Source organism: Rossellomorea sp. GAMAL-10_SWC (genome assembly GCF_049568075.1).
GTDB lineage: Bacteria > Bacillota > Bacilli > Bacillales > Bacillaceae_G > Gottfriedia.
The window spans coordinates 2,445,947-2,466,210 of sequence record NZ_CP144911.1; the positions used below are offsets into that span (position 1 = coordinate 2,445,947).

A 20,264-nucleotide genomic window follows, 5' to 3' on the forward strand; every position below is an offset into this window, starting at 1 on the left:
GATATACAACCTGAGCAATTCCAGCACCTACTATTTTTCGCAAATTAATAAAAGGGTTGCCATTTTAATTGACTAGCATAATCGTATCGATAATTTACATCTGGCCAATTAACGATGTTCCAAAAATTTGTAATATATGCGTCTTTATCAAATTTATACTGTAAATAATAAGCGTGCTCCCAAACATCCAAAACTAGCAATGGTATTGTATCCCATTGAGTAAAGAATTGATGTTTTTCTGTTTGAAGGATCTCCAACCGATTCGCTCTTGGAACCCAAACTAAAATCGCCCAACCGACACCTTCCACTTTTTTAGCCGCTTGTGTAAAATGCTCTTTAAAATCTTCATAACTTCCGAAGTCATCCTCAATTTGTTTTAAAAGAGCTCCATGAGGTTGCCCTCCACCTGATTTACTTAAATTATTCCAAAATATAGTATGCAAATAATGACCCGACCCATGAAATGCAAGCTCTCTTTCCCAATGCTTTAATAAATCGTATTTCTTGTTTTTTCTTGCCTTTTCTAATTCAATTTCAGCTTTATTTAAACCATCTACATAACTTTTATGGTGCTTATCATGATGAAGCATCATGATTTCTTTTGATATATATGGCTCGAGTGCATTATATGGATAGGGTAGTGGTGGAAGCTCATGTTTACCAATTCCTACTCTCTCTTCGAATTCGATTACCCGATACGCATAGCTATCATCATATTCCTCTTCATTTAAAATTGAAATTAATCGTTCTTGAATATCATCCACATCCGTACTAATTTCATCTAAAAAAGAATTTTGATCTACATAATGACCTTTTGTCCCCATTCTGTTTAACAATAGTTTTACTTTATATTCTAATAGTTCTTTTTCTTGAATATGGTCAAATCTTTCAGACAGCAACTGTAATACATTCGCACACCAGATTTCTACCTCCTGAAAGTAAGTGACGAGTTCAGATTGATTTAACATCATACACCTCCATCAGAGAAAATAAATTTCTCTTCTACTTTCCATTGTATGATATTAAATTTCTAGCTATTACCGGTATTCTCGTGTTTCACGCGATAAATGGAATTCGTATAATTAAGATATTAATCACATGTTCTTAAAAAGAATGATTAGTTTAACTTCTCTAAAACAGTCTGGTTTTCTGAGTAAAACTCCATTTTTAATGAAATTACTTTTTCCAATTCATAAACAATCATCATTAAACTAGCTCTAGTCTCAAACTCATCTCTTGATTCAGGTAATGGCATCTTTCTAAAGTCATTCATCATATGGCTGAATTCCCCTAATAATTCAATCCCTGTAGATTTTTCTTTTAAGTAAACACCTGTATCCTCAAAAAATTCAGCGACAATTTTTGAATGCGGATAATTTAACGTAACCTTTTTTAATAATGGAATGATCTGATTCGATATGATTTCAAATTGACGTTCTCTCATTTCAAAATAATTAATATAATATAAGTTCGATTTTATAAAACTATTTTCAACTTGCCTATAAGCTAACGTTTTCGCCGTTTGTAAAAGCATTTTAGTTTCATCAATTAAATCATTTTGTGAATCTTCATCCTTACCCTTCATTTTTAAAGCAATACCTAGCAGTAACATTTTAAAATTTTGCTCGATTTTCTTTTGAGATTCAATCATCTTCTTCTCAATACTCGGCATATATGTATTCATTATTAATGCAATTAAAATTCCAACTGCTAAAATTTCAACTTGATTAAATAAGAAAGATATTGATTTATTGTTACTCACATAGATTTGCAAAACAATCACAGAACTTGGAATAATTCCTTCTTGTAATCTTAATGTGACTAACAAGGGGATAGTTAAAAGAAAATAAATGACAACTGTTAATGGTGTATAGCTTAAAAATTCAAACATCATCCATCCTATTAACATGGCAATAACTGATGCAACAAATCTTTGTATAGCAACAATAAATGATCTACGTTTTGTATTTTGAATACTTAATAGTGTAACGACAGCTGCAGTACTATAATTTTGTAAATGTAAAGCTTCTGCAATTAATAGGGAAATACCACTTCCGATTGCTGTTTTGATAGTCCTTTGTCCAATCGAATACATTTGTTTCATTTTTAATCCTCTTCTCTTACAAAGAAATTTCTATAGTATTGTAACGCATCTTAGATAAAAATTACTAGATATATCCATTTTTTTGTGTTTTGTACAAAATGAAAAGACTAGAAAGTTTCTAGTCTTTTTCTCTTAACATTACTATTTACATTTAACTATTTTCTAATTACTGTTTGTATTGTTGCATAAGTTTTGTTGAATAATCTGTTTCATAATACTCAAGTTCTTCACGCATTTGTTGAAAAACTTTTTCTAATGAAGAGAATAGGTCTTGGACTGAACCTGGCACAGCTTTATAGAATGTAATTGCTTGATTACCAGTGTATGCTGCACGACTATTTTCATACCATGCATCGTTTTTAGGAGAGAAGAATTCTGCGATACATCTGTGATAAATTTTATGTAAAGTATCTTCAGCTGTTGCTTTATGGAACTGTCCACTTAAAATTTTCTCACAAACTTCTTTAGCATCCTCACAATATACTGTAATTCTACGTAATGAAGAAAGTATTTTTTCTAAGTAGTTAAGATCCACTGCTTGGTTTTCATGTTGAAATGACGGTAAAGAATTCTTATTTAAAAACAAATTACACTCTAGACCAACAATCCCTAATTGATTACCAACAATCTTTAATTGATGCTCTACCATCTTATTCGACATTTTTTTCCCTCCGTTAAATTAGATCGAAATTTCAATTTTATTTGAATTTTGTTTAATACTTCTCACATAGCCTACCAATTTATCAAGATCAGCACCTTGTAGCTCTTTTACAAATTGATTTAATTCATTAATATATATTCGCTTTCTTCCACGATAATCAGGATTTTTAATAATTAGCGCAAGAGCCACTATATCACGGAAATCTACAGATTGATCGCCATTTTCATATAATCTAGTTGTTTTTAAATCACTTACTTCAGAAAGTTGTTCTTCAAAAAAGCGAACATATAAAACAGAAGTTACAATTTTTTGGCCATTATATTCATATTCAACTTCAGAACGATTAAAAAAATCTTCAGAAGTATTTGGTTGAGCCTTTACTAATTCATACCCATGACAATTATAAATTAACAATTTTTTCACCCTCCAAGATTTCCATAGTATTAGTTTAACATAGGATACATACAGATTTGCAGAATTTTTTAACTAATCTTGTTTTTCAAATTTGCTAAAAAATAAATCTGCTTCTTCTTCAACCTCTTCCATTTTTAAATCTTGAGGTAGTGGAGGTAATTCTTTAATGTTTTTTAGACCAAAATAATCTAAAAACTCAGAAGTAGTTCCATATAAAATTGCACGTCCAGTACCTTCAGCCCGTCCAACTTCTTTAATTAAATATTTCGAGACAAGAGTTTGAATTGGTTTTTCAGTCTTAACTCCACGAATATCTTCAATTTCTGTCCTCGTAATTGGTTGTTGATAAGCAACAATCGCTAATGTTTCTAATGCTGCTTGTGACAACGAAGAGTTCGATGGACTTTCAACTAATTTTTTGAAAAACTCACCATGTTCCCTCTTTGAAGTAAGTTTATATCTGTTCGCTAAAATTCTAATTTGTAATCCTCTGTTAGGATTTTCATATTCTTTTTTTAGACTCTCAATTAATTCTAGAGCATATGTCTGACTTAATTCTAAAGTTTCCGATAGCTCGACAATCGATATTCCTTCATCTCCAGCTACAAATAAAAGTCCTTCTAGAACTCCTACTAAATTTTTTTCCTGTTCCATTACAAGTACACCTCAGCTTGCTTATCTTCAAAAACCTCCCGTGATGTTAGAAAAATTTCTGAAAAGTTTTGTTCCTGTTCTACTACAATGTCTTTTGTTTTCATTAACTCCAAAATCGCTAAAAAAGTAACTACAATACTTTCTTTATCATTATATGGAAATAAATTGATGAAATTAGTTCTCTTTTTTATACTTTTTAAATAAGTAATAATCTCATCCATTCTTTTTTCGATTGATATTTCTTCACGAACAATTTTAGTTTGAAGCGGTTCTTGTAGCTTTTTACGTTTAAAAAGCTTTTGAAGTGCACCAAACATATCGTAAATCGTAACATCAGTCGGCATGACTATATCTTCAGGTCTAGGTCCATATTCGGACAAATCAACTGGATTTCGGGTAAAAATCATCGAACGTTCGGATTCTTTTTCCTGAAATACGATCGCCGCTTCTTTAAATTGCTTATATATAATTAATCGATTCATTAATTCTTCTCTAGGGTCTTCTTCAAGTACAGCATCCCAATCAGCTTGTTCTTCATGATTAGGTAAAATACTTTTACTTTTCATTGCAAGTAATTCAGCCGCCATCACTAAATATTCACTTGCAATATCCAATTCTAATTCTTTCATTGTATGAATATATGAAACGTATTGATCTGTTATTTCAGATACAGGTATATCATAAATATCAATTTCAAATCGTTGAATTAAATGAAGTAATAAATCTAATGGCCCCTCAAATGCATCAATTTTAACTTCATATTGCTTCACAAACTACTCACCAACTTACTCTAAAATAAAAATATACTCTATAACAGTATAAAGTATTATTTCATAAAACTATATAACAGAAAAGGTTTTTTCATCGATGAAGTTACTTTGTTCCTAAATTTTTAGTTTTGCGCCTATACCATTTTCTTAAAATTTTCATAAGATATCAGTGCAAGAAGAATTATTTTTTTGGTAAGGAGGTTATTTCATGAGTAAAGGTGCTGTTTCTCCAGAGTTCGGCGGTTTTGGCCACGGCAGAGGCTTTGCTTTAATCGTAGTATTATTTATTTTATTAATCATCGTTGGATGTGCTTTCGTCTGTTAATTTAACCCCGTGAATAAACAAAACGTGAAAGTCTAGACATTGCTCTAGGCTTTCTTCTTTTTAAATAATTCCATTTCTGATAAAATTTTAGTAATAAAGAGGTGAAAAACTTGGTCCATTATAATAAAAACGAGCGATACATAAAATATCTATGCCATTTCCATTTTGATCAAGATTTTTTTGAATGTCATGAAATCCTTGAGGAACAGTGGAAACTTGATTTAAATCATCAATATAAAAAGGTCTGGTTAGGTTTAATTAGACTATCAGTAGTGTTATATCATTATAGAAGAAGAAACTTTACTGGTGCTAAAAAATTATTTCGACACGTCATTACTTTTTCAAATGATTCTAATTTATTGGAAATGGCTGGTATCGATCCATTACGATTTCAACAAATCATATCTGATTTACAGCTAAACCTTCAAAACGAAACGGAATTTCACCCTTTCGATCTCCCAATAAATGATCAAAAATTGATTGAAAGATATCAAAATCAAAAAGAAAATTATTCGTCTTTTACTGCAGATTTAATTAATAAACATTCTACAAGAGATCGAACAGATGTCATTTCGGAAAGATTAAAGCAATTAGAACTACGAAGAAATATTTAGCGTTATAGGAAAAGGTGCTCAAAATTTTGGGCACCTTTTTCAGTGTGGTCGGAATAGAAGTTCGTACAAGCTCATGACTGGTTTATGAGGTAGCATAATACCTTTTTGTTGCTTCGTACTTCCTCATAACTGGTTCATGAGGAACCATAATAGCTATTTATTGCTTCGTACTTCATCATGACTGGTTCATGAGGAACCATAATAGCTATTTATTGCTTCGTACTTCCTCATAACTGGTTCATGAGGTAGCATAATACCTTTTTGTTGCTTCGTACTTCCTCATAACTGGTTCATGAGGAACCATAATAGCTTTTTGTTGCATTTGTTGCTTCGTACTTACTTTTAACCGGTTAATCAGCGTATGAAAAAATAGCAGTAAGTTGAAAAATACTTACTCATGACTTCTTCATAAATAAGCAATTTTTCCTACAAAAAAATGCTCAAAAAAATTGAGCACCATTTCTATAATACTTTCAAACTAACATGACAATGTTCAATAAATGAAGCTACTTCCTGCGTTGTTACGATTGTATAGTCTGTATACTGAGATCGAATAGCATCGTAAAGTGAAGTTGCAATACCTTGATTTCGGAATGAAGGGTTTACACTTAAATGTTTAATCATAATAACCTTATCTGGTAGTAGTTGTATTCCAATAATCCCAACAATATCGTCTAATTTCCAAAGGAACAAATGATTATCATCTTTAGTTTCATAATCTTTAATTGTATTTACTAAGCTCTTCACATTCTTTTCATTCGGCATAAACGAAAGCAGGCCCATTGCAATTTTCTCATATGTTTTCTTATACCTAATTAACATGTTAACCCCTCTTAAAAATTATTAAAACTCTAATTTGCTTCTAAACCAATACATAATATATGATTGATTATCCCTCTATAGTACGGTGTTTATAAAAATTCGTTCCAAATATATCAATATTTCAAATATATAATTCTCACATTTTTCTGTCAAGTCAGAAAACCAGAGAGAAGGAAAAACGGGATAAATGGTATAGGAGTAATTTAAAATGATTTAGAGTGCTAGCCAAGTATTCTTCCTGCCAATCCAAACTTATAGGCTTTTGTCACCAATTAGATAAATTTGAATAAAGTAAATTTTAGTTAAAGTTATATAAAAGGGTGATCATTATGAGGTTGGATTTAGATTATACATCGCCAAGTATTCAATTTACTTATGATATAAATAAAAACCAAGCCTTTGTGAAGGATAGTCAAAACTTTATCAATCAATTAAGTGTTAATAACTTGAATACTTTGGATAATTTGTCTTTATTGGATATCTATTTAAGTGTAAATAATGTTGTAGAACCACATTATCATCAAAATTCATCAGAATTAGTATATTGTATTTCTGGAGCCGCAGTTGTATCGATTTTGAATCCTTATACAAAGCAACTATTAAATTTTCCAATTACGCCTGGTCAAGTTGCAAACGTACCTCAAGGATGGTGGCATTATGAAATTGCAACTGTTGACAATACTCATCTATTAGCAATCTTTAATGCACCTTCCCCTGATGTAATTTTATTCTCTGATTTATTGAAATTTACACCTTCAAATATTGTCTCACATACTTACTGTCTTGATGAAAACCAATGGAAAAATGCAACAGCAAATTTACAACCTTCTATATTTATAGGACCACCAAAAAACTGTAATCGCCAAGTTCAAAACCAGCATGAATTTGCTAATCAACAAAACCAAAATTATTATCAAAATTCCTATTACAACCAGCATTATTATCAACAGCCTTGAAGATCAAGGTGGGACCAGTTAGTGCTATTAAATTTAAGTGAACTGCAATTAAATCGGAGTATGTACAATAAAAAAAGCCAAAACAGCAATTAAATTTAGGGAATCTTCAATTAAAAAAATCATATCTGCAATTAAAAATATGAAAACTGCAAATATGGCGATGAACCATGTGGAATTTGCTTATAAGAATCAAGAATAGTGAAGAAATAACATAAAAATAGAATGAGAAACAATAAAAACTAAACATCTTTAAAAAAAACTCAAATAAATCTTCTAATTTAGAATAGCGAAATGCTATAAAATATTTCACCGTTAAACCAAACATGAACATGTTAAAAACCACAAGGAAAAATTTTTTCCCTTGTGGTTTTCTTCTTTTGAAGTCTTTTTAAAATGACCTCACATTGGTTTGACTATTCTTCGTCCCAAACCTTAACTTCTTGCATAACATCGCCGTTACGCATTCTTAAAACTGTATCCATACCTTCGATTACTTGACCGAATACTGTATGTACGCCATCTAAATGTGGTTGTGGCTCGTGTACGATAAAGAATTGGCTACCGCCAGTATCTTTTCCAGCATGTGCCATTGATAAAGCTCCAGCTTTATGTTTTAATGGGTTACCAACAGTTTCACATTTAATTTTGTATCCTGGGCCACCTGTTCCATTACCGTTTGGATCTCCACCTTGCGATACAAATCCAGGAATTACACGGTGGAAAGTTAATCCATTGTAGAAACCTTCACGGATTAATTTTTCAAAGTTTTCAACTGTACCTGGTGCATGCTCTGGGAATAATTCGATTAAGATTTGTTCACCATTTTCAAACGTAATACTTGCTTTTTTCATAATAAAAATCCTCCTTATGTATGTACAACTTTATAAGACTTAATTGTCCTATATTTTTTCATTACTGAATAAATTAGTAACGCTGATATTATCATACAAAAAACAAAAAGTAATGACAAGTTTTCGAAAAGTACTATAATAGGGTTGTAAGATGTAAAATTTGGATTATTGTAAAGGGAGTGTCTCTTTGTTAAAACGAAAGTTATTAGCGTTCACCATCTCAATGGGATTAATAGCTATGCCTTTATCGGTATTTGCTGATTCTGTTCCTGGTGATACGATTGTTACTCTTGGACAAAATTTATCTGAAACGCAAAAGAAATCATTATTAGCTGAAATGGGTGCACCATCTGATGCTAGAATTGTGACTGTTTCAAATCAAGAGGAGCATAAATATTTAGATGGTACTGTACCTAGTGCTCAAATCGGTACTCGAGCTCTTTCATCTGCTATGATTACAATCGGTGAAAAAAATACAGGCATCGTCGTTCAATCAAATAATATTTCATGGGTTACTAACTCAATGTATACAAATGCCTTAATCACAGCTGGATTAAAGGATGCAAATATTGTAATTACTGCACCATTTCAAGTTTCTGGTACAGCTGCTTTAACTGGGATTATGAAGGCTTATGAGCTAAGTTCAGGTCAAGTTATACCTGATGATGTTAAAAAAGTAGCAAATGAAGAAATGGTTAAAACTGCCCAACTTGGTGATTCCGTAGGTAATGAAAAAGCTGTACAACTTGTCACTAAAGTGAAAGAAGAGCTTGCTAAAAATCCAAACATGTCAACCGATGAATTAAAATCATTAATTGATCGATTAGCAAAGGATCTTGGTATTACATTAACTGCTGATCAAAAGGCTAGCTTGATGTCTTTATTTGAAAAAATGAAAGATTTAAATATTAATTGGGATCAAGTAGGAAACCAATTAACAAAAGCTAAAAATAAAATTTCAGATTACCTAAATTCTAAAGAAGGTCAATCTTTTATTCAAAAACTTAAAGATTTCTTCTCCGCATTATTTGATGCGATTCTTTCATTCTTTAAATAATAATGAAACAAACCCGGTTATTTAATATAACCGGGTTTGTTGTGTTAAAAACGTGCTGAACCGCTCATAGCATCGAGCTACAAAGAAAGGGTGCGATTGTACAAATAAATCGTGGGGTGCAAATAAAATCTGAAAATCGCAATTAAAATTAGTGAAACTGCAATTAAATTTAACAAAACTGCAATTAAATTCCAAATTCCATAGAATCGCAATTAAAGATAATAGTTACCCATACTAGTTTAGGTAATACAATTTAAAGATCATACAATATCAGCTTATTTTAATTGAATAGCACTAATTCTTTCCTATTTCCAATAAAACCTGATAAAAAATTTAGCTAATTCTATAAAAAAGATCGAATTTATCGACTACAAATGAAAAGCGCTGTAGAAATACCTCCCCAGCGCTAATTTTGAGGCCGTCCTATTTGTCAGTTAATCTGACTCTTAGGACAGCCCCCCTATTTTATTTTATACGGATATTAAATGGTAGCATCACCAATTGTTTTTCCACCTTTTTGATGTTGACTTTCACTAGCTTTTGTACGGACAACTAAATGCCAGAAGGCTCTGCCATCAAATGGGATAAATGGCCAAAAATAAGGTGTATTTAAAGTATTGAGACTTGCTAAAAACAGTATAAATAATGTTGAACCAATCATAAAGCCTTTAACACCTAATATTGCAGTTAAAATTAATATAAAAAATTTGGCCAATTTATTTGCAAGTGCTAGCTCATAACTTGGCGTCGCATATGATCCAATCATTGACACAGCTGTATATAGTACTACTTCCGGTTGGAAAAGGCCAACATCAATTGCAACTTGCCCAATTAATACTGCTGCAATAATCCCCATTGAAGTGGAAACTGCATTTGGTGTATGTATACTTGCCATTCTCAGGAATTCAATCCCCATATCGGCAATTATTAATTGTAAATAAATTGGAATATTACTTGTTTCTTTTGGACCAATATAACTTAATGATTTTGGTAATACCTCTGGGTAATTACATAATAGTAACCAAAACGGTAATAAAAAGACTGACATAAAAATTCCTATATAACGGCACCATCGAAGGAATGTTCCGACTGTAGGAGTTTGTCTGAATTCTTCAGCATGTTGCATATGGTGGTAATACGTTGCAGGCGTAATAATTACGCTCGGAGATGTATCCACGATAATACATACATGCCCTTCAAGAATGTGGTTTGCTACAACGTCAGGTCTTTCTGAATATCTAACTAAAGGAAATGGATTATATCCTTGCTTTAAAATAAATTCTTCTAATTTCTTATCTGTCATTGTAAGACCATCAACGTGAATACCTGTAATTCGATCCCGAACTTCTTTTACAAGTTCCGCGTGCGCTAAACCTTCTATATACGATAAACATACATCTGTCTTTGAACTTTCACCTACTTGAAGAATTTCATTTCTTAAATTCTCATCGCGAATACGTCTTCTTATTAGGCCAGTATTATTAATAATGTTTTCAGTAAAACCATCTCGTGATCCACGCACTACTCGCTCGGTATCTGGTTCTGTTGGACCACGTCCAGGATAACTCCTAACATCGACTGCAAGTCCTTTATCTTCTCCATCAACTAATACTACAATTAAACCAGATAATACTTTCTTTATTACATCTTCAAATGTTAAAACGATCTCTACTGATTGATGGACAATTGTATCCTCAATATTTTTAAACATTGATTTATTTTTCTCGACTTTTTCTAACCCAATTAAGTCATCTAAAAATCTTTGAATAAAGCTTGTATCCGTTAATCCATTAACATAATATAGATTAACTTCAACTTTATTTACAAAAATCACACGTTTACCGACATCAAAACTTACTCCATAACCTATACGATCACTTATTGTATGAGCATTTGTAACTAGTTTATTTGTCAGTTTTGTCGGCTCTTTTTTCGTAGTCATTGGAGTTCACTCCTCTCGAGGATATATTCAATTGCTTTTCTTGTAATGGGTGAACCGTGTTCAATATCATCTCTTCCACCCATTTTTCCAATATCGCCGATTCCTAAAATGAAGGGAATATTTAGTTGATCTAAATTGTAAACGGTGTCTCCATTTATTCTTCCGATTTCAATATCAGGCACTCCATACTTATCGACACCGTATTCAGTTAAATTCCCTTCGTTATCAATGCTTACATCCACTTTTGTCCATTCTTGATGATGTGTATTTGATGCTACTGCTAGTGCAGCAATAACTTCAATATGTTTATCACTCGCCACATATTTTAAAGCTTTTTCTCCAGGACCTTCTCCCATAAAGCCACTGTCATCAAACAATACAAATACTGGTTCTTTTTGTGCTTGCATTATGATTTCAACCATTCTCTTTCCAGAGAACTTAGTGGGATTACCTTGCGATTGTGATATTGTGCATCCGCCAAATTGTTTTGCCAAATACTCAATACTCCGATGTGCATAAACATCTCCGTCGGTTACGATAATGATCCTTTTCTTTTTCATAAGTTAACCTTTTGGCTTAAAAATAAGTGCAATTATAAATGAGAATAAAATTGCTGCTGAAATTCCAGATGAAGTAAGTGAAAAGATCCCCATTCCAATACCAATAAATCCGTGATCACTTGCTTCTGCCATCGCTCCATGTAATAAGGAATGCCCAAAACTAGTAATTGGAACGGTTGCACCTGCACCAGCAAATTTTATTAACTTATCGTAAATTCCAAATCCATCTAAAATTGACCCAATTACTACAAATATGCACATCACATGCCCTGGTGTTAATTTTGTAAAATCAAAAAATAATTGGCCAATTACACAAATTAGACCTCCTACTATAAAAGCATTAACAAAATCCATCTGAACACCTCCTAACAGCTTTCGAAAACGACAGCATGTGAAATAGTTGGAATTGATTCTTTCTGTTGAATCATTGTTGGGCTTAAAAGAGCGCCAGTTGCCGCCACTAAGATTCGTTTATAAGTACCTTTATTTAACTCTTGAAATAAATGACCATATGTTACAACTGCTGAACAAGCACATCCACTTCCCCCAGCAAAAACTTCCTGATTTTCTCGATCATAGATTAGCAATCCACAATCATTATATTTCCCTGCCATATCATAACCTTCTTCTCTAACAAGTTGTTCGCAAATTGGTGCGCCTACTGCTGAAAGATCCCCAGTTACGATAAAATCATAATCATCAGGTGTCGTATTTGTGTCCTTAAAGTGTTGTACGATTGTATAGGCTGCTGCTGGTGCCATCGCTGAACCCATGTCGAATGGATCTGTCAAACCTAAATCCTGAACTGTACCAATTGTGGCGCATTTTACTTTTATTTTGCTTTTTTTATTCGAAAGGAGAACACTTCCTGCTCCAGTTACTGTAAAAGTTGCTGAATCTGGTTTTTGTCCACCATATTCTGTCGGATATCTATATTGCCTTTCAGCTGTAGCATTATGGCTACTTGTTGCTGCCAATGCCATTTTTGCATAGCCACTATCGATTAACTGTGCGCCAAGTGCAGCCGTTTCCATTGATGTTGAGCAGGCACCAAACATACATAAAAAAGGAAGTTGCAATTCCCTTGCCATAAAGTTCGCAGTAACATTTTGATTTAGTAAATCTCCTGCTAAAAATACATCAATATCTTCTACGGTTTTGTTTGCCTTTTTTAGAGCAACCGAAATTGCATTTCTCATTAATGCTCTTTCTGCTAATTCCCAATTATCTTCATTACAATGAAGATCTTCATATGCATAATCAAATTTGCCACCTAACAGTCCCAAGTTTTCTCTTGGTCCTACAGCAGTTCCAGATGCTTGGACATAAACACCATTTTGAAACTCCCAAGTTTGTTTACCGACTAAAGCCATATGTACTCACCTCCTAAAAGAATACTTTAAATGCGTATCGTATCATTCCAACGACGTATGCCGAAACAACTCCATAAACAATTACACAACCAGCTAGTTTAAACATATTTGTTGCAACCCCTAAAACGAGACCTTCACTTCTATGTTCCATAGCAGCACTCGTCATAGAGTTGGCAAAGCCTGTTACAGGAACAGCAGATCCTGCGCCTGCAAATTGTCCAATTTTGTCATATATACCTAACCCTGTAAGTATGCTAGAAATTAAAACAAGTGTAGCTACTGTTGGATCACCAACATTTTTTTCAGTAAAGTTAAAATAGTTAATATAGATTTTCGTAATACACTCACCTAAAAGACAGATAAATCCTCCAACTAAAAACGCTTTAATACAATTTTTTAATACCGGTTTTTTCGGTTGGTATGGTTTTATATTCTCTTTATAATTAGCTTTTAATTTCCCACTCATTTCATCCATCCTTTACTCTATAAAATAAATCCAATGAAATAACGACCCAAAAACTTTACCTAGTGCAATTGCCATTAATAAGTACACAATTTTTTTTTGAATGCCAATTCGTTTCGCTAAGATTGGAAAAACGTTTAATACTTCGGTTAACGCTGCAGCTAACATTCCAATAAAAATACCTGCTAACAGCCCAATAAAAACTGAAAAGATATTCGGCAAATTAAAAACGGTATTTCGTAAACTAATCCAGCAACCAAAAATTGCCCCCAAAATAACTGCAAACTCATAAGCTCGAATTTTTTTAATCGTTTTTGTTAACTGCGTTAGTCTTGGAATAATACCAATAACCGATAAAAATGCTACAAAGCCAGTACCAACGGCAATACCTCCTGAAAAACCTACAAACACTGTAAACAAATCTCTAATCATCGGTATTCACACTTTTGTTTGGCTTTTTATTTTCGTTTACTAACACATATTCATCCATTGAGCGTTGATACTGAAACATTTCTACTTCAAGAGGACTCGGTTCTTCGTTTAATCTAGTCTTAAACCATTGATTAAAAAATAAAATCATCCCAATTCCTAGTCCAAAAGAATATGGTACTTGAAGTAATAAAGGCTTATGATTATGTTCTCCTGTAATCATATAGTAAATTCGTTGTTGAACCTGTTGCATGCTAACATCTTCGTGGAAATAAATAATTGCTAATGAAGAACCTGTAAATAACAAGATCCAAACGAAACAAAACAGAAAAAAACGGTCCTTTGAAACTTCATTTTTAAGTTCTATTATGCACATTGTCACTCCAACGATCTCGAACGAAATATCAGGTTCAATTTCAAGAATCAATGGTAAAAGCTCTAGAATATCAATAACTGTATGTGTACCATCCTCCTTTTTTGATTCATGTACAATGATGTTTTGAATTTTGGTTAAATCAACATTAATCCCTTGTAATCGTGCAATCTCTCCTAGATGTACACTTTTACCTACTTGTACAACGATTCGATTGAGTAATTTAATATATAAAACCTTATTCATACTTTCCCCTCAGTTTCAAAGCTTTATGAATTCAATTACAACTAGTATGTGAAAACTTCCCAAAAATATAAGTCCAGTAAGATTGATCTGAGTAGTTCGGTAAGTAAAAATAGGAAAAGTTAGTCGTCAGCCCTTTTGAAAAAAATCATCTGAAAGGGGAACTTGAAGATATTCATTATTATTTGAAACAAGAGTTACAGTAAAAACACAAAAATAAAGACAAAATAAAAAAGCTGAAAAATCGTATTATATTTCCTACGATTCTTCAGCTTTTTTAGCTCAAGATTTTATTTAATTTTATCTTTCATCTGTTGGAGAATCTTTTTCTCTAGTCTTGAAACTTGGACTTGAGAAATTCCTAATCGTTCAGCAACTTCTGATTGAGTTTGATCTTTATAATATCTTAAATAGACAATTAATCTCTCTCGATCATCTAGTTGTTTTATCGCTTCTTTTAATGCAAATTTTTCAAACCAATTAGTTTCATGGTTATCAGCAATTTGATCTAACAATGTAATAGGATCACCATCATTTTCATACACCGTTTCATGTATTGATGAAGGAGCTCTACTAGCCTCTTGTGCAAGTACAACATCCTCTGGTGTAATTTCCATATGAGTAGCAATCTCGTTAATTGTAGGCATTCTTCCAAGCGTTTTACTTAATTCTTCTTTTGCTTTTCGAATCTTATTATTCGTTTCTTTTAATGAACGACTCACTTTAACCGTTCCGTCGTCTCGAATAAATCGTTGGATTTCTCCGATAATCATCGGAACAGCATATGTAGAAAATCGCACATCATATGATAGATCAAATTTATCTACCGATTTCAATAATCCAATACAACCAATCTGAAATAAATCATCTGGTTCATATCCACGGTTAATAAAGCGCTGAACAACTGACCATACAAGTCTCATGTTGTGCCCGACGATGCTGTCTCTAGCCAATTGATCTCCAGCCTGACTACGCTTAATTAACTCTTTTAATTCATGATCCTTTAACTGCGCACGGGGTTGATCTTGCTTGACTTCTACGTCCATAGGCGATTCTCCTTAATTACTTAAAACATTGCTATTTGATAAGTACTTTTTAACCGTAATCGTTGTACCAACATTGATAGTGGACACAACTTCACATTTATCCATGAAATTCTCCATAATCGTAAATCCCATGCCGGATCTTTCTAAATCTGGTTTTGAAGTGTATAAAGGTTGCATTGCTTCATCTAAATCAGCAATACCTATCCCTTCATCTCGAATTGTTAAAGTTACTGTTTGATCTTCTAGAAGAACTGAAATGAATACGATACCTTCAGGATTATTTTCATAACCATGAATAATCGCATTTGTAACAGCCTCAGATACTACAGTTTTAATCTCAGTTAATTCATCTAATGTAGGATCTAGCTGGGTAATAAATGCAGCTACAGTTACACGAGCAAATGATTCATTTTGACTTAATGCGGAAAATTGAAGGTTCATTTCATTTCGCATTATGCCACCCCCAATACATTAAGTCCATTTGACTCATCATCAGCTAAATGAACAATCTTAAATAAACCAGACATATCAAACAACCGCTTAATTGATGGAGAAATTGAACATACAACCATTTCTCCACCTTTATTTCGAATAACTTTATATCTACCTAAAATGACACCTAAACCAGAACTATCCATGAACGTTAAATGTTCAAGATTTAATAAAATATGTTTGATAGTCTGTGACTCTAATACCTCATTTACTTGTAAACGTAAATCCTCAGCAGTGTGATGATCTAGTTCCCCTGCAAGTCTTACACAAAGGATTGCATTTTTCACTTCAAGTTCAATATTAAGACTCACTACAATAACCTCCTTATTTGACGGTTATTCTAGAGTTTCGTTAAAACTAAACTGAATTCCTTCACGTGTGACAAAACTAGTGGCAAAACGCCAAATCTTTTAGTAATACTCGAAATTAGTCGGAAAAAATCAGTTGAAACCTCCAACAGTACGCTTAAATAAATCGTACCAATTAGCTTTATTTACTGATTTATTAGCTACCAAGTCTGTTTTAGATAAAACTTTACTACCTTGTTTTAATATTAAAACTCCGACAACTTGCCCTTTTTTAATTGGAGCTTGAATATTTTTGTTCAGCTGAATATCTTTCGTAATTTTATTCATCGCTTCACCCTTCTTCAATACAACTGAAACTGGGCTTTTAGTGATAACATTTACACCTTTAGACTTACCTTTGCTTATACTAAGCCTTTCGATATTCTCACCTTGTTTAATTAATTGTTTTACTTGATATTGATTAAATGCATAATCAAGTAAATTTGTCATTTGTGCATTTCTTTCTTTAGAAGTTGGTGCACCCATAATTACGCTAACTACTCGCATGTTGTTCTTCTTAGCAGTTGCTGTTAAACAATATTTTGCTTCTGCAGTAAATCCAGTTTTCAAGCCATCCGCTCCTGGATAAAAACGAACTAATTTATTTGTATTAACTAGCCAAAATTGTTTTTCAGTATCTTTTCTCAAGTAATCTTCATAAGTACCAGTAAACTTTGTGATTAATGGATATTTTAAAAGCTCTCTTCCCATGATGGCCATATCATACGCAGATGAATAATGACCAGGTGCAGGTAGTCCAGTTGGATTTTCAAAATGTGTATTTTTTAATCCTAACTGTTTTACTTTTTTATTCATTAGAGCGACAAACGCCTCTTCAGTACCTGCAATTTTCTCTGCCATTGCGACCGATGCGTCATTTCCTGATGCAATTGCAATCCCTTTTAACATTTCTTTTACTGTCATCTCTTCGCCAGGTTCTAAAAAGATTTGTGATCCACCCATTGACGCAGCATGTTCACTTGTCATTACTTTATCATCTAATCTAAGTTTTCCTTTATTGATTTCTTCCATAATAATAAGCATTGTCATAATCTTAGTCATACTTGCTGGTGGAAGCTCTTTTCTAGCGTCTTTTTCATATAAGATTTTCCCAGTATCTTGTTCAATAATTACGGAAGATAATGCACTTTTTGCTAAACTTACATCATTATTTTGTGTCTCTCTTGCATCTACTTTAGGTAGTGATAAAGAAAAGATCATAACACTACTTAAAAGAGTTAGTAATACCCTTTTCATCTATAACCCTCCATTCTTTTCATACATATTTTTTCCAAATATAAGTAGTTTAATCAACCTGTGAAGAAAATATTAGAAAGAATGGAACTATTTACATACATGAGAACATATGATATAAGTAAAGTGTATTAATTACACTCATACACTTAATACACTCCATACACTTAAGAAAACATTTGAGGTGATGATCTCTTGATTATTATTTTAGACCCAAGAAGCCATTTACCCCTTTGGGAGCAGATTGTTCTACAAACAAAAGAACAAATGTTAAGAAAGATTTTAGTAAATGGCGATAAACTTCCTTCCGTACGTGAATTAGCAACTACATTGGTGATCAACCCAAATACTGTTAGTAGAGCCTATCAAGAACTAGAGCGCACTGGAGTCATCGAAACGATAAGGGGTAAAGGAACATTTGTCATTGGTTTAACAAAAGAGACGATTTCAACAGATTCCCTTTTAAAATATAAAAATAAACTTTCCAATTTATTAATTGATTGTTTAACAGATGGCGTAAAAGAGGAAGAAATAATGAAATGGGTAAAAGAGTTTTATTCTAATAAAGGAGCTGAATAGTTTGTTGAAAATCCATCATTTAAGTAAAAAACTCGATGAACATGAAGTGTTAAAAAATCTAAACTTTCAAATAGAAAAAGGTAAAATCACAGGCTTAATCGGTAGAAATGGAGCTGGTAAAACGACTCTTTTAAGGACAATCGTTGGCATTTTATCACCAGATGAAGGCTCAATAAGTATTGACGATAAAGAGATTAACGAATCACCTAATACTAGAAGACAAATTGCATATATGAGTGATTCTACAAATTTCATTAATCAATACAGTGTGAAAGAGCTTATTACGATCTATGAAAATTCATATCCAAACTTCAATAAACACAAATTTCAAGAAGCATTAAATAAATATAAATTACCAAATACATCTCTGCGTAAATACTCAAAGGGAATGAAAACACTTATCTATTTATTATTAACCTTTTCAACAGATGCAAAATATGTCATTTTAGACGAACCAACTAATGGTTTAGATCCAGTCGTTAAACGGACTGTTTTGCAATTAATCATTGAATATGCAAGCACAAACTCAGTCGGAGTGATTATTTCTTCACATCATCTTGCTGAGCTAGAAAAAATAATTGATCAATATTTATTTATTAAGGATGGAAGAATTAATTCAATCTCTACAATGGAAGAAAGTACGAGTCAATTTTATAAATTACAAGTAGCATTTGAAGATGGTTTACCTAAAATATTTGAAGATGACCCGTCTATTACTGTATTCTCAAAAACTGGCAAAGTAGCAATCATCATTATTAATGGAAATAAGAACGAATATATAAAACGCATGGAAAATGAAAATCCACTTCTTCTAGAAGAACTTCCATTGACATTAGAGGATTTATTTTTCATAAATGATGGAGGGGACTTATATGTTTAGTAAAGCATTGTGGCTAATAAATTCCAAACAATCTAGACTTGCACTTATTTTATTATATCTTGTCTATCTGATTATTCTTCCATTTAGCTATTACAATAACACTGATGAATTAAATCGAGCATTACTAACTAATCCTAGTGATCCGTACCTTTATATATCTGACTTTAGTATGCTAGCATTTATTTCACCGATCATTGTATTAATATTAAGTATTTTATTAATAGGAATTGGACGAAATACAGGAGGAATTGATTTTCAATTTTCACTTCCTTACTCACCAAGACAACTTTATTTATCAAAATGGGTGTTTGGAATTGCTCATATTTTTATGGCGACTGTTGGATTAATAATTTTAACTCTATTAATCCATTACAATACGAATCTACACAATTATATTGATGCTTCATCATTTGTAACCATTTTTACTGTCATATTCCTATTTACGATTGCTTTTTTTACAATAGGTCTATCAATTGGAACACTTACAGGTCATTATTTTTCTCAAACACTTTTCACTATTTTTACGATTTTCTCACCAAGTATTATCTATTTTAGTATTTATTCAAACTTAAATGGGATCTTTAACTATAAATTACCTGACATTAGCTTTGAAAAAACGATTACTAGTTGGTCTATTCCATATCAAACAGGTCCACTATCAATTTCAAAAGATTTTAATGAACAAATTGTTCATTATCCAACTATAGATTACGGAAATTTATCGATCATTATCCTCTATATCGTTGCATTTCTAATAATCGGTTTATTATGTTATAACAGATCTGCGAATGTCAATAATGGCAAATTATTCGTTTATAAAAAATTCGGTTTATTCGTAAACGTCTTATTTGTATATCTTTCAGCGACATTAATCGCTTTATTAACATCTACAATTGCCAATGGAAATAACACGATTATTTACGTAATTGGATTAATAATTGGTACCGTTGTTGGCTATTTCTTCTATAAACGATTAAATAAATTTTTTGATTAATGTTTTTCAAAATCTAAATTTCAAAAAAACAACAAATTAAAAAGCGCTGGTTCTTAGTAGA

The 20,264-nt window shown here is 32.2% G+C and carries 26 protein-coding genes; 7 read left to right on the forward strand and 19 right to left on the reverse strand.

The window, feature by feature from the left end:
• Positions 1-44 precede the first annotated feature (44 nt).
• The 6 genes from V5E38_RS12035 to V5E38_RS12060 all read right to left on the reverse strand — a co-directional run bounded on the left by V5E38_RS12035 (position 45) and on the right by V5E38_RS12060 (position 4,603).
• Positions 45-968, reverse strand: a complete 924-nt coding sequence (locus V5E38_RS12035; RefSeq protein ID WP_499213448.1) for a superoxide dismutase — start codon at positions 966-968, stop codon at positions 45-47.
• A 149-nt stretch (positions 969-1,117) separates the two neighbouring features.
• The gene (locus tag V5E38_RS12040) at positions 1,118-2,104 is read right to left on the reverse strand and encodes an aromatic acid exporter family protein (RefSeq protein ID WP_499213449.1); all 987 of its coding nucleotides are present in this window, start codon (positions 2,102-2,104) and stop codon (positions 1,118-1,120) included.
• A gap of 166 nt (positions 2,105-2,270) precedes the next feature.
• Positions 2,271-2,765: a DUF3907 family protein gene (locus V5E38_RS12045; RefSeq protein WP_097978004.1), complete on the reverse strand. Its 495-nt coding sequence runs from the start codon at positions 2,763-2,765 to the stop codon at positions 2,271-2,273.
• Positions 2,766-2,783: 18 nt separating this feature from the next.
• Positions 2,784-3,179 (reverse strand): hypothetical protein, encoded by a 396-nt coding sequence (locus tag V5E38_RS12050; protein WP_499213450.1) that lies wholly within the window; start codon positions 3,177-3,179, stop codon positions 2,784-2,786.
• Positions 3,180-3,251: 72 nt separating this feature from the next.
• On the reverse strand, positions 3,252-3,833 hold the full coding sequence (scpB, locus tag V5E38_RS12055; protein WP_499213451.1) for an SMC-Scp complex subunit ScpB: 582 nt from the start codon (positions 3,831-3,833) through the stop codon (positions 3,252-3,254).
• The gene (locus V5E38_RS12060) at positions 3,833-4,603 is read right to left on the reverse strand and encodes a segregation/condensation protein A (RefSeq protein WP_499213452.1); all 771 of its coding nucleotides are present in this window, start codon (positions 4,601-4,603) and stop codon (positions 3,833-3,835) included. The genes scpB and V5E38_RS12060 overlap by 1 nt, the downstream gene beginning before the upstream one ends.
• Before the next feature lie 208 nt (positions 4,604-4,811).
• Here V5E38_RS12060 and V5E38_RS12065 point away from each other — a divergent pair, with 208 nt between their 5' ends.
• Both V5E38_RS12065 and V5E38_RS12070 read left to right on the forward strand, forming a co-directional pair.
• On the forward strand, positions 4,812-4,928 hold the full coding sequence (locus V5E38_RS12065; protein ID WP_084006686.1) for a YjcZ family sporulation protein: 117 nt from the start codon (positions 4,812-4,814) through the stop codon (positions 4,926-4,928).
• A 110-nt stretch (positions 4,929-5,038) separates the two neighbouring features.
• Positions 5,039-5,542: a DUF309 domain-containing protein gene (locus V5E38_RS12070; RefSeq protein WP_499213453.1), complete on the forward strand. Its 504-nt coding sequence runs from the start codon at positions 5,039-5,041 to the stop codon at positions 5,540-5,542.
• A 462-nt stretch (positions 5,543-6,004) separates the two neighbouring features.
• Here the strand turns inward: V5E38_RS12070 and V5E38_RS12075 are convergent, their stop codons facing one another.
• Positions 6,005-6,364 carry a GNAT family N-acetyltransferase gene (locus V5E38_RS12075; protein ID WP_025672354.1) on the reverse strand — a complete coding sequence of 120 codons (360 nt, stop codon included), beginning with the start codon at positions 6,362-6,364 and terminating at the stop codon, positions 6,005-6,007.
• Between the two features lie 329 nt (positions 6,365-6,693).
• On the opposite strand from V5E38_RS12075, the gene V5E38_RS12080 reads away from it, so the two are divergent.
• Positions 6,694-7,320, forward strand: a complete 627-nt coding sequence (locus tag V5E38_RS12080; protein ID WP_387327716.1) for a cupin domain-containing protein — start codon at positions 6,694-6,696, stop codon at positions 7,318-7,320.
• Between the two features lie 413 nt (positions 7,321-7,733).
• On the opposite strand, the gene V5E38_RS12085 is transcribed toward V5E38_RS12080, so the two are convergent.
• Positions 7,734-8,171 carry a peptidylprolyl isomerase gene (locus V5E38_RS12085; protein ID WP_069031815.1) on the reverse strand — a complete coding sequence of 146 codons (438 nt, stop codon included), beginning with the start codon at positions 8,169-8,171 and terminating at the stop codon, positions 7,734-7,736.
• A gap of 223 nt (positions 8,172-8,394) precedes the next feature.
• On the opposite strand from V5E38_RS12085, the gene V5E38_RS12090 reads away from it, so the two are divergent.
• Positions 8,395-9,228 (forward strand): DUF1002 domain-containing protein, encoded by an 834-nt coding sequence (locus V5E38_RS12090; protein ID WP_499213569.1) that lies wholly within the window; start codon positions 8,395-8,397, stop codon positions 9,226-9,228.
• 481 nt (positions 9,229-9,709) lie between these two features.
• On the opposite strand, the gene V5E38_RS12095 is transcribed toward V5E38_RS12090, so the two are convergent.
• The 11 genes from V5E38_RS12095 to V5E38_RS12145 form a co-directional block, all read right to left on the reverse strand.
• The gene (locus tag V5E38_RS12095) at positions 9,710-11,170 is read right to left on the reverse strand and encodes a spore germination protein (RefSeq protein WP_499213454.1); all 1,461 of its coding nucleotides are present in this window, start codon (positions 11,168-11,170) and stop codon (positions 9,710-9,712) included.
• Positions 11,167-11,730 (reverse strand): stage V sporulation protein SpoVABEA, encoded by a 564-nt coding sequence (gene spoVAEA / locus V5E38_RS12100; protein ID WP_499213455.1) that lies wholly within the window; start codon positions 11,728-11,730, stop codon positions 11,167-11,169. The genes V5E38_RS12095 and spoVAEA overlap by 4 nt, the downstream gene beginning before the upstream one ends.
• 3 nt (positions 11,731-11,733) lie before the next feature.
• Positions 11,734-12,084 (reverse strand): stage V sporulation protein AE, encoded by a 351-nt coding sequence (gene spoVAE, locus V5E38_RS12105; protein WP_097979052.1) that lies wholly within the window; start codon positions 12,082-12,084, stop codon positions 11,734-11,736.
• A gap of 11 nt (positions 12,085-12,095) precedes the next feature.
• The gene (spoVAD, locus tag V5E38_RS12110) at positions 12,096-13,103 is read right to left on the reverse strand and encodes a stage V sporulation protein AD (protein ID WP_097979051.1); all 1,008 of its coding nucleotides are present in this window, start codon (positions 13,101-13,103) and stop codon (positions 12,096-12,098) included.
• A 13-nt stretch (positions 13,104-13,116) separates the two neighbouring features.
• The gene (gene spoVAC / locus V5E38_RS12115; protein ID WP_499213456.1) at positions 13,117-13,569 is read right to left on the reverse strand and encodes a stage V sporulation protein AC; all 453 of its coding nucleotides are present in this window, start codon (positions 13,567-13,569) and stop codon (positions 13,117-13,119) included.
• Positions 13,570-13,581: 12 nt separating this feature from the next.
• Positions 13,582-13,998, reverse strand: a complete 417-nt coding sequence (locus tag V5E38_RS12120; RefSeq protein ID WP_097979049.1) for a stage V sporulation protein AB — start codon at positions 13,996-13,998, stop codon at positions 13,582-13,584.
• Positions 13,991-14,614, reverse strand: coding sequence for a stage V sporulation protein AA (locus V5E38_RS12125; RefSeq protein WP_499213457.1), 624 nt, complete (start codon positions 14,612-14,614; stop codon positions 13,991-13,993). Before V5E38_RS12125 ends, V5E38_RS12120 begins: the two co-directional genes overlap by 8 nt.
• A gap of 287 nt (positions 14,615-14,901) precedes the next feature.
• Complete coding sequence (gene sigF, locus V5E38_RS12130; protein ID WP_056466881.1) at positions 14,902-15,657, reverse strand: RNA polymerase sporulation sigma factor SigF; 756 nt, start codon at positions 15,655-15,657, stop codon at positions 14,902-14,904.
• A 12-nt stretch (positions 15,658-15,669) separates the two neighbouring features.
• Positions 15,670-16,110, reverse strand: a complete 441-nt coding sequence (spoIIAB, locus tag V5E38_RS12135) for an anti-sigma F factor (RefSeq protein WP_097979047.1) — start codon at positions 16,108-16,110, stop codon at positions 15,670-15,672.
• Positions 16,110-16,460, reverse strand: coding sequence for an anti-sigma F factor antagonist (gene spoIIAA / locus V5E38_RS12140; RefSeq protein WP_069031806.1), 351 nt, complete (start codon positions 16,458-16,460; stop codon positions 16,110-16,112). The genes spoIIAB and spoIIAA overlap by 1 nt, the downstream gene beginning before the upstream one ends.
• A gap of 129 nt (positions 16,461-16,589) precedes the next feature.
• Complete coding sequence (locus V5E38_RS12145) at positions 16,590-17,753, reverse strand: D-alanyl-D-alanine carboxypeptidase family protein (protein WP_097979046.1); 1,164 nt, start codon at positions 17,751-17,753, stop codon at positions 16,590-16,592.
• Positions 17,754-17,945: 192 nt separating this feature from the next.
• Here V5E38_RS12145 and V5E38_RS12150 point away from each other — a divergent pair, with 192 nt between their 5' ends.
• The 3 genes from V5E38_RS12150 to V5E38_RS12160 are packed head-to-tail and all read left to right on the forward strand — an operon-like array spanning position 17,946 to position 20,203.
• Positions 17,946-18,329: a GntR family transcriptional regulator gene (locus tag V5E38_RS12150; RefSeq protein ID WP_499213458.1), complete on the forward strand. Its 384-nt coding sequence runs from the start codon at positions 17,946-17,948 to the stop codon at positions 18,327-18,329.
• 1 nt (position 18,330) lies between these two features.
• A complete protein-coding gene (locus tag V5E38_RS12155; RefSeq protein ID WP_499213459.1) occupies positions 18,331-19,209 on the forward strand; it encodes an ABC transporter ATP-binding protein in 879 nt (292 codons plus the stop codon).
• Positions 19,202-20,203, forward strand: coding sequence for an ABC-2 transporter permease (locus V5E38_RS12160; protein WP_499213460.1), 1,002 nt, complete (start codon positions 19,202-19,204; stop codon positions 20,201-20,203). Before V5E38_RS12155 ends, V5E38_RS12160 begins: the two co-directional genes overlap by 8 nt.
• The last annotated feature ends 61 nt before the right edge of the window (positions 20,204-20,264 follow it).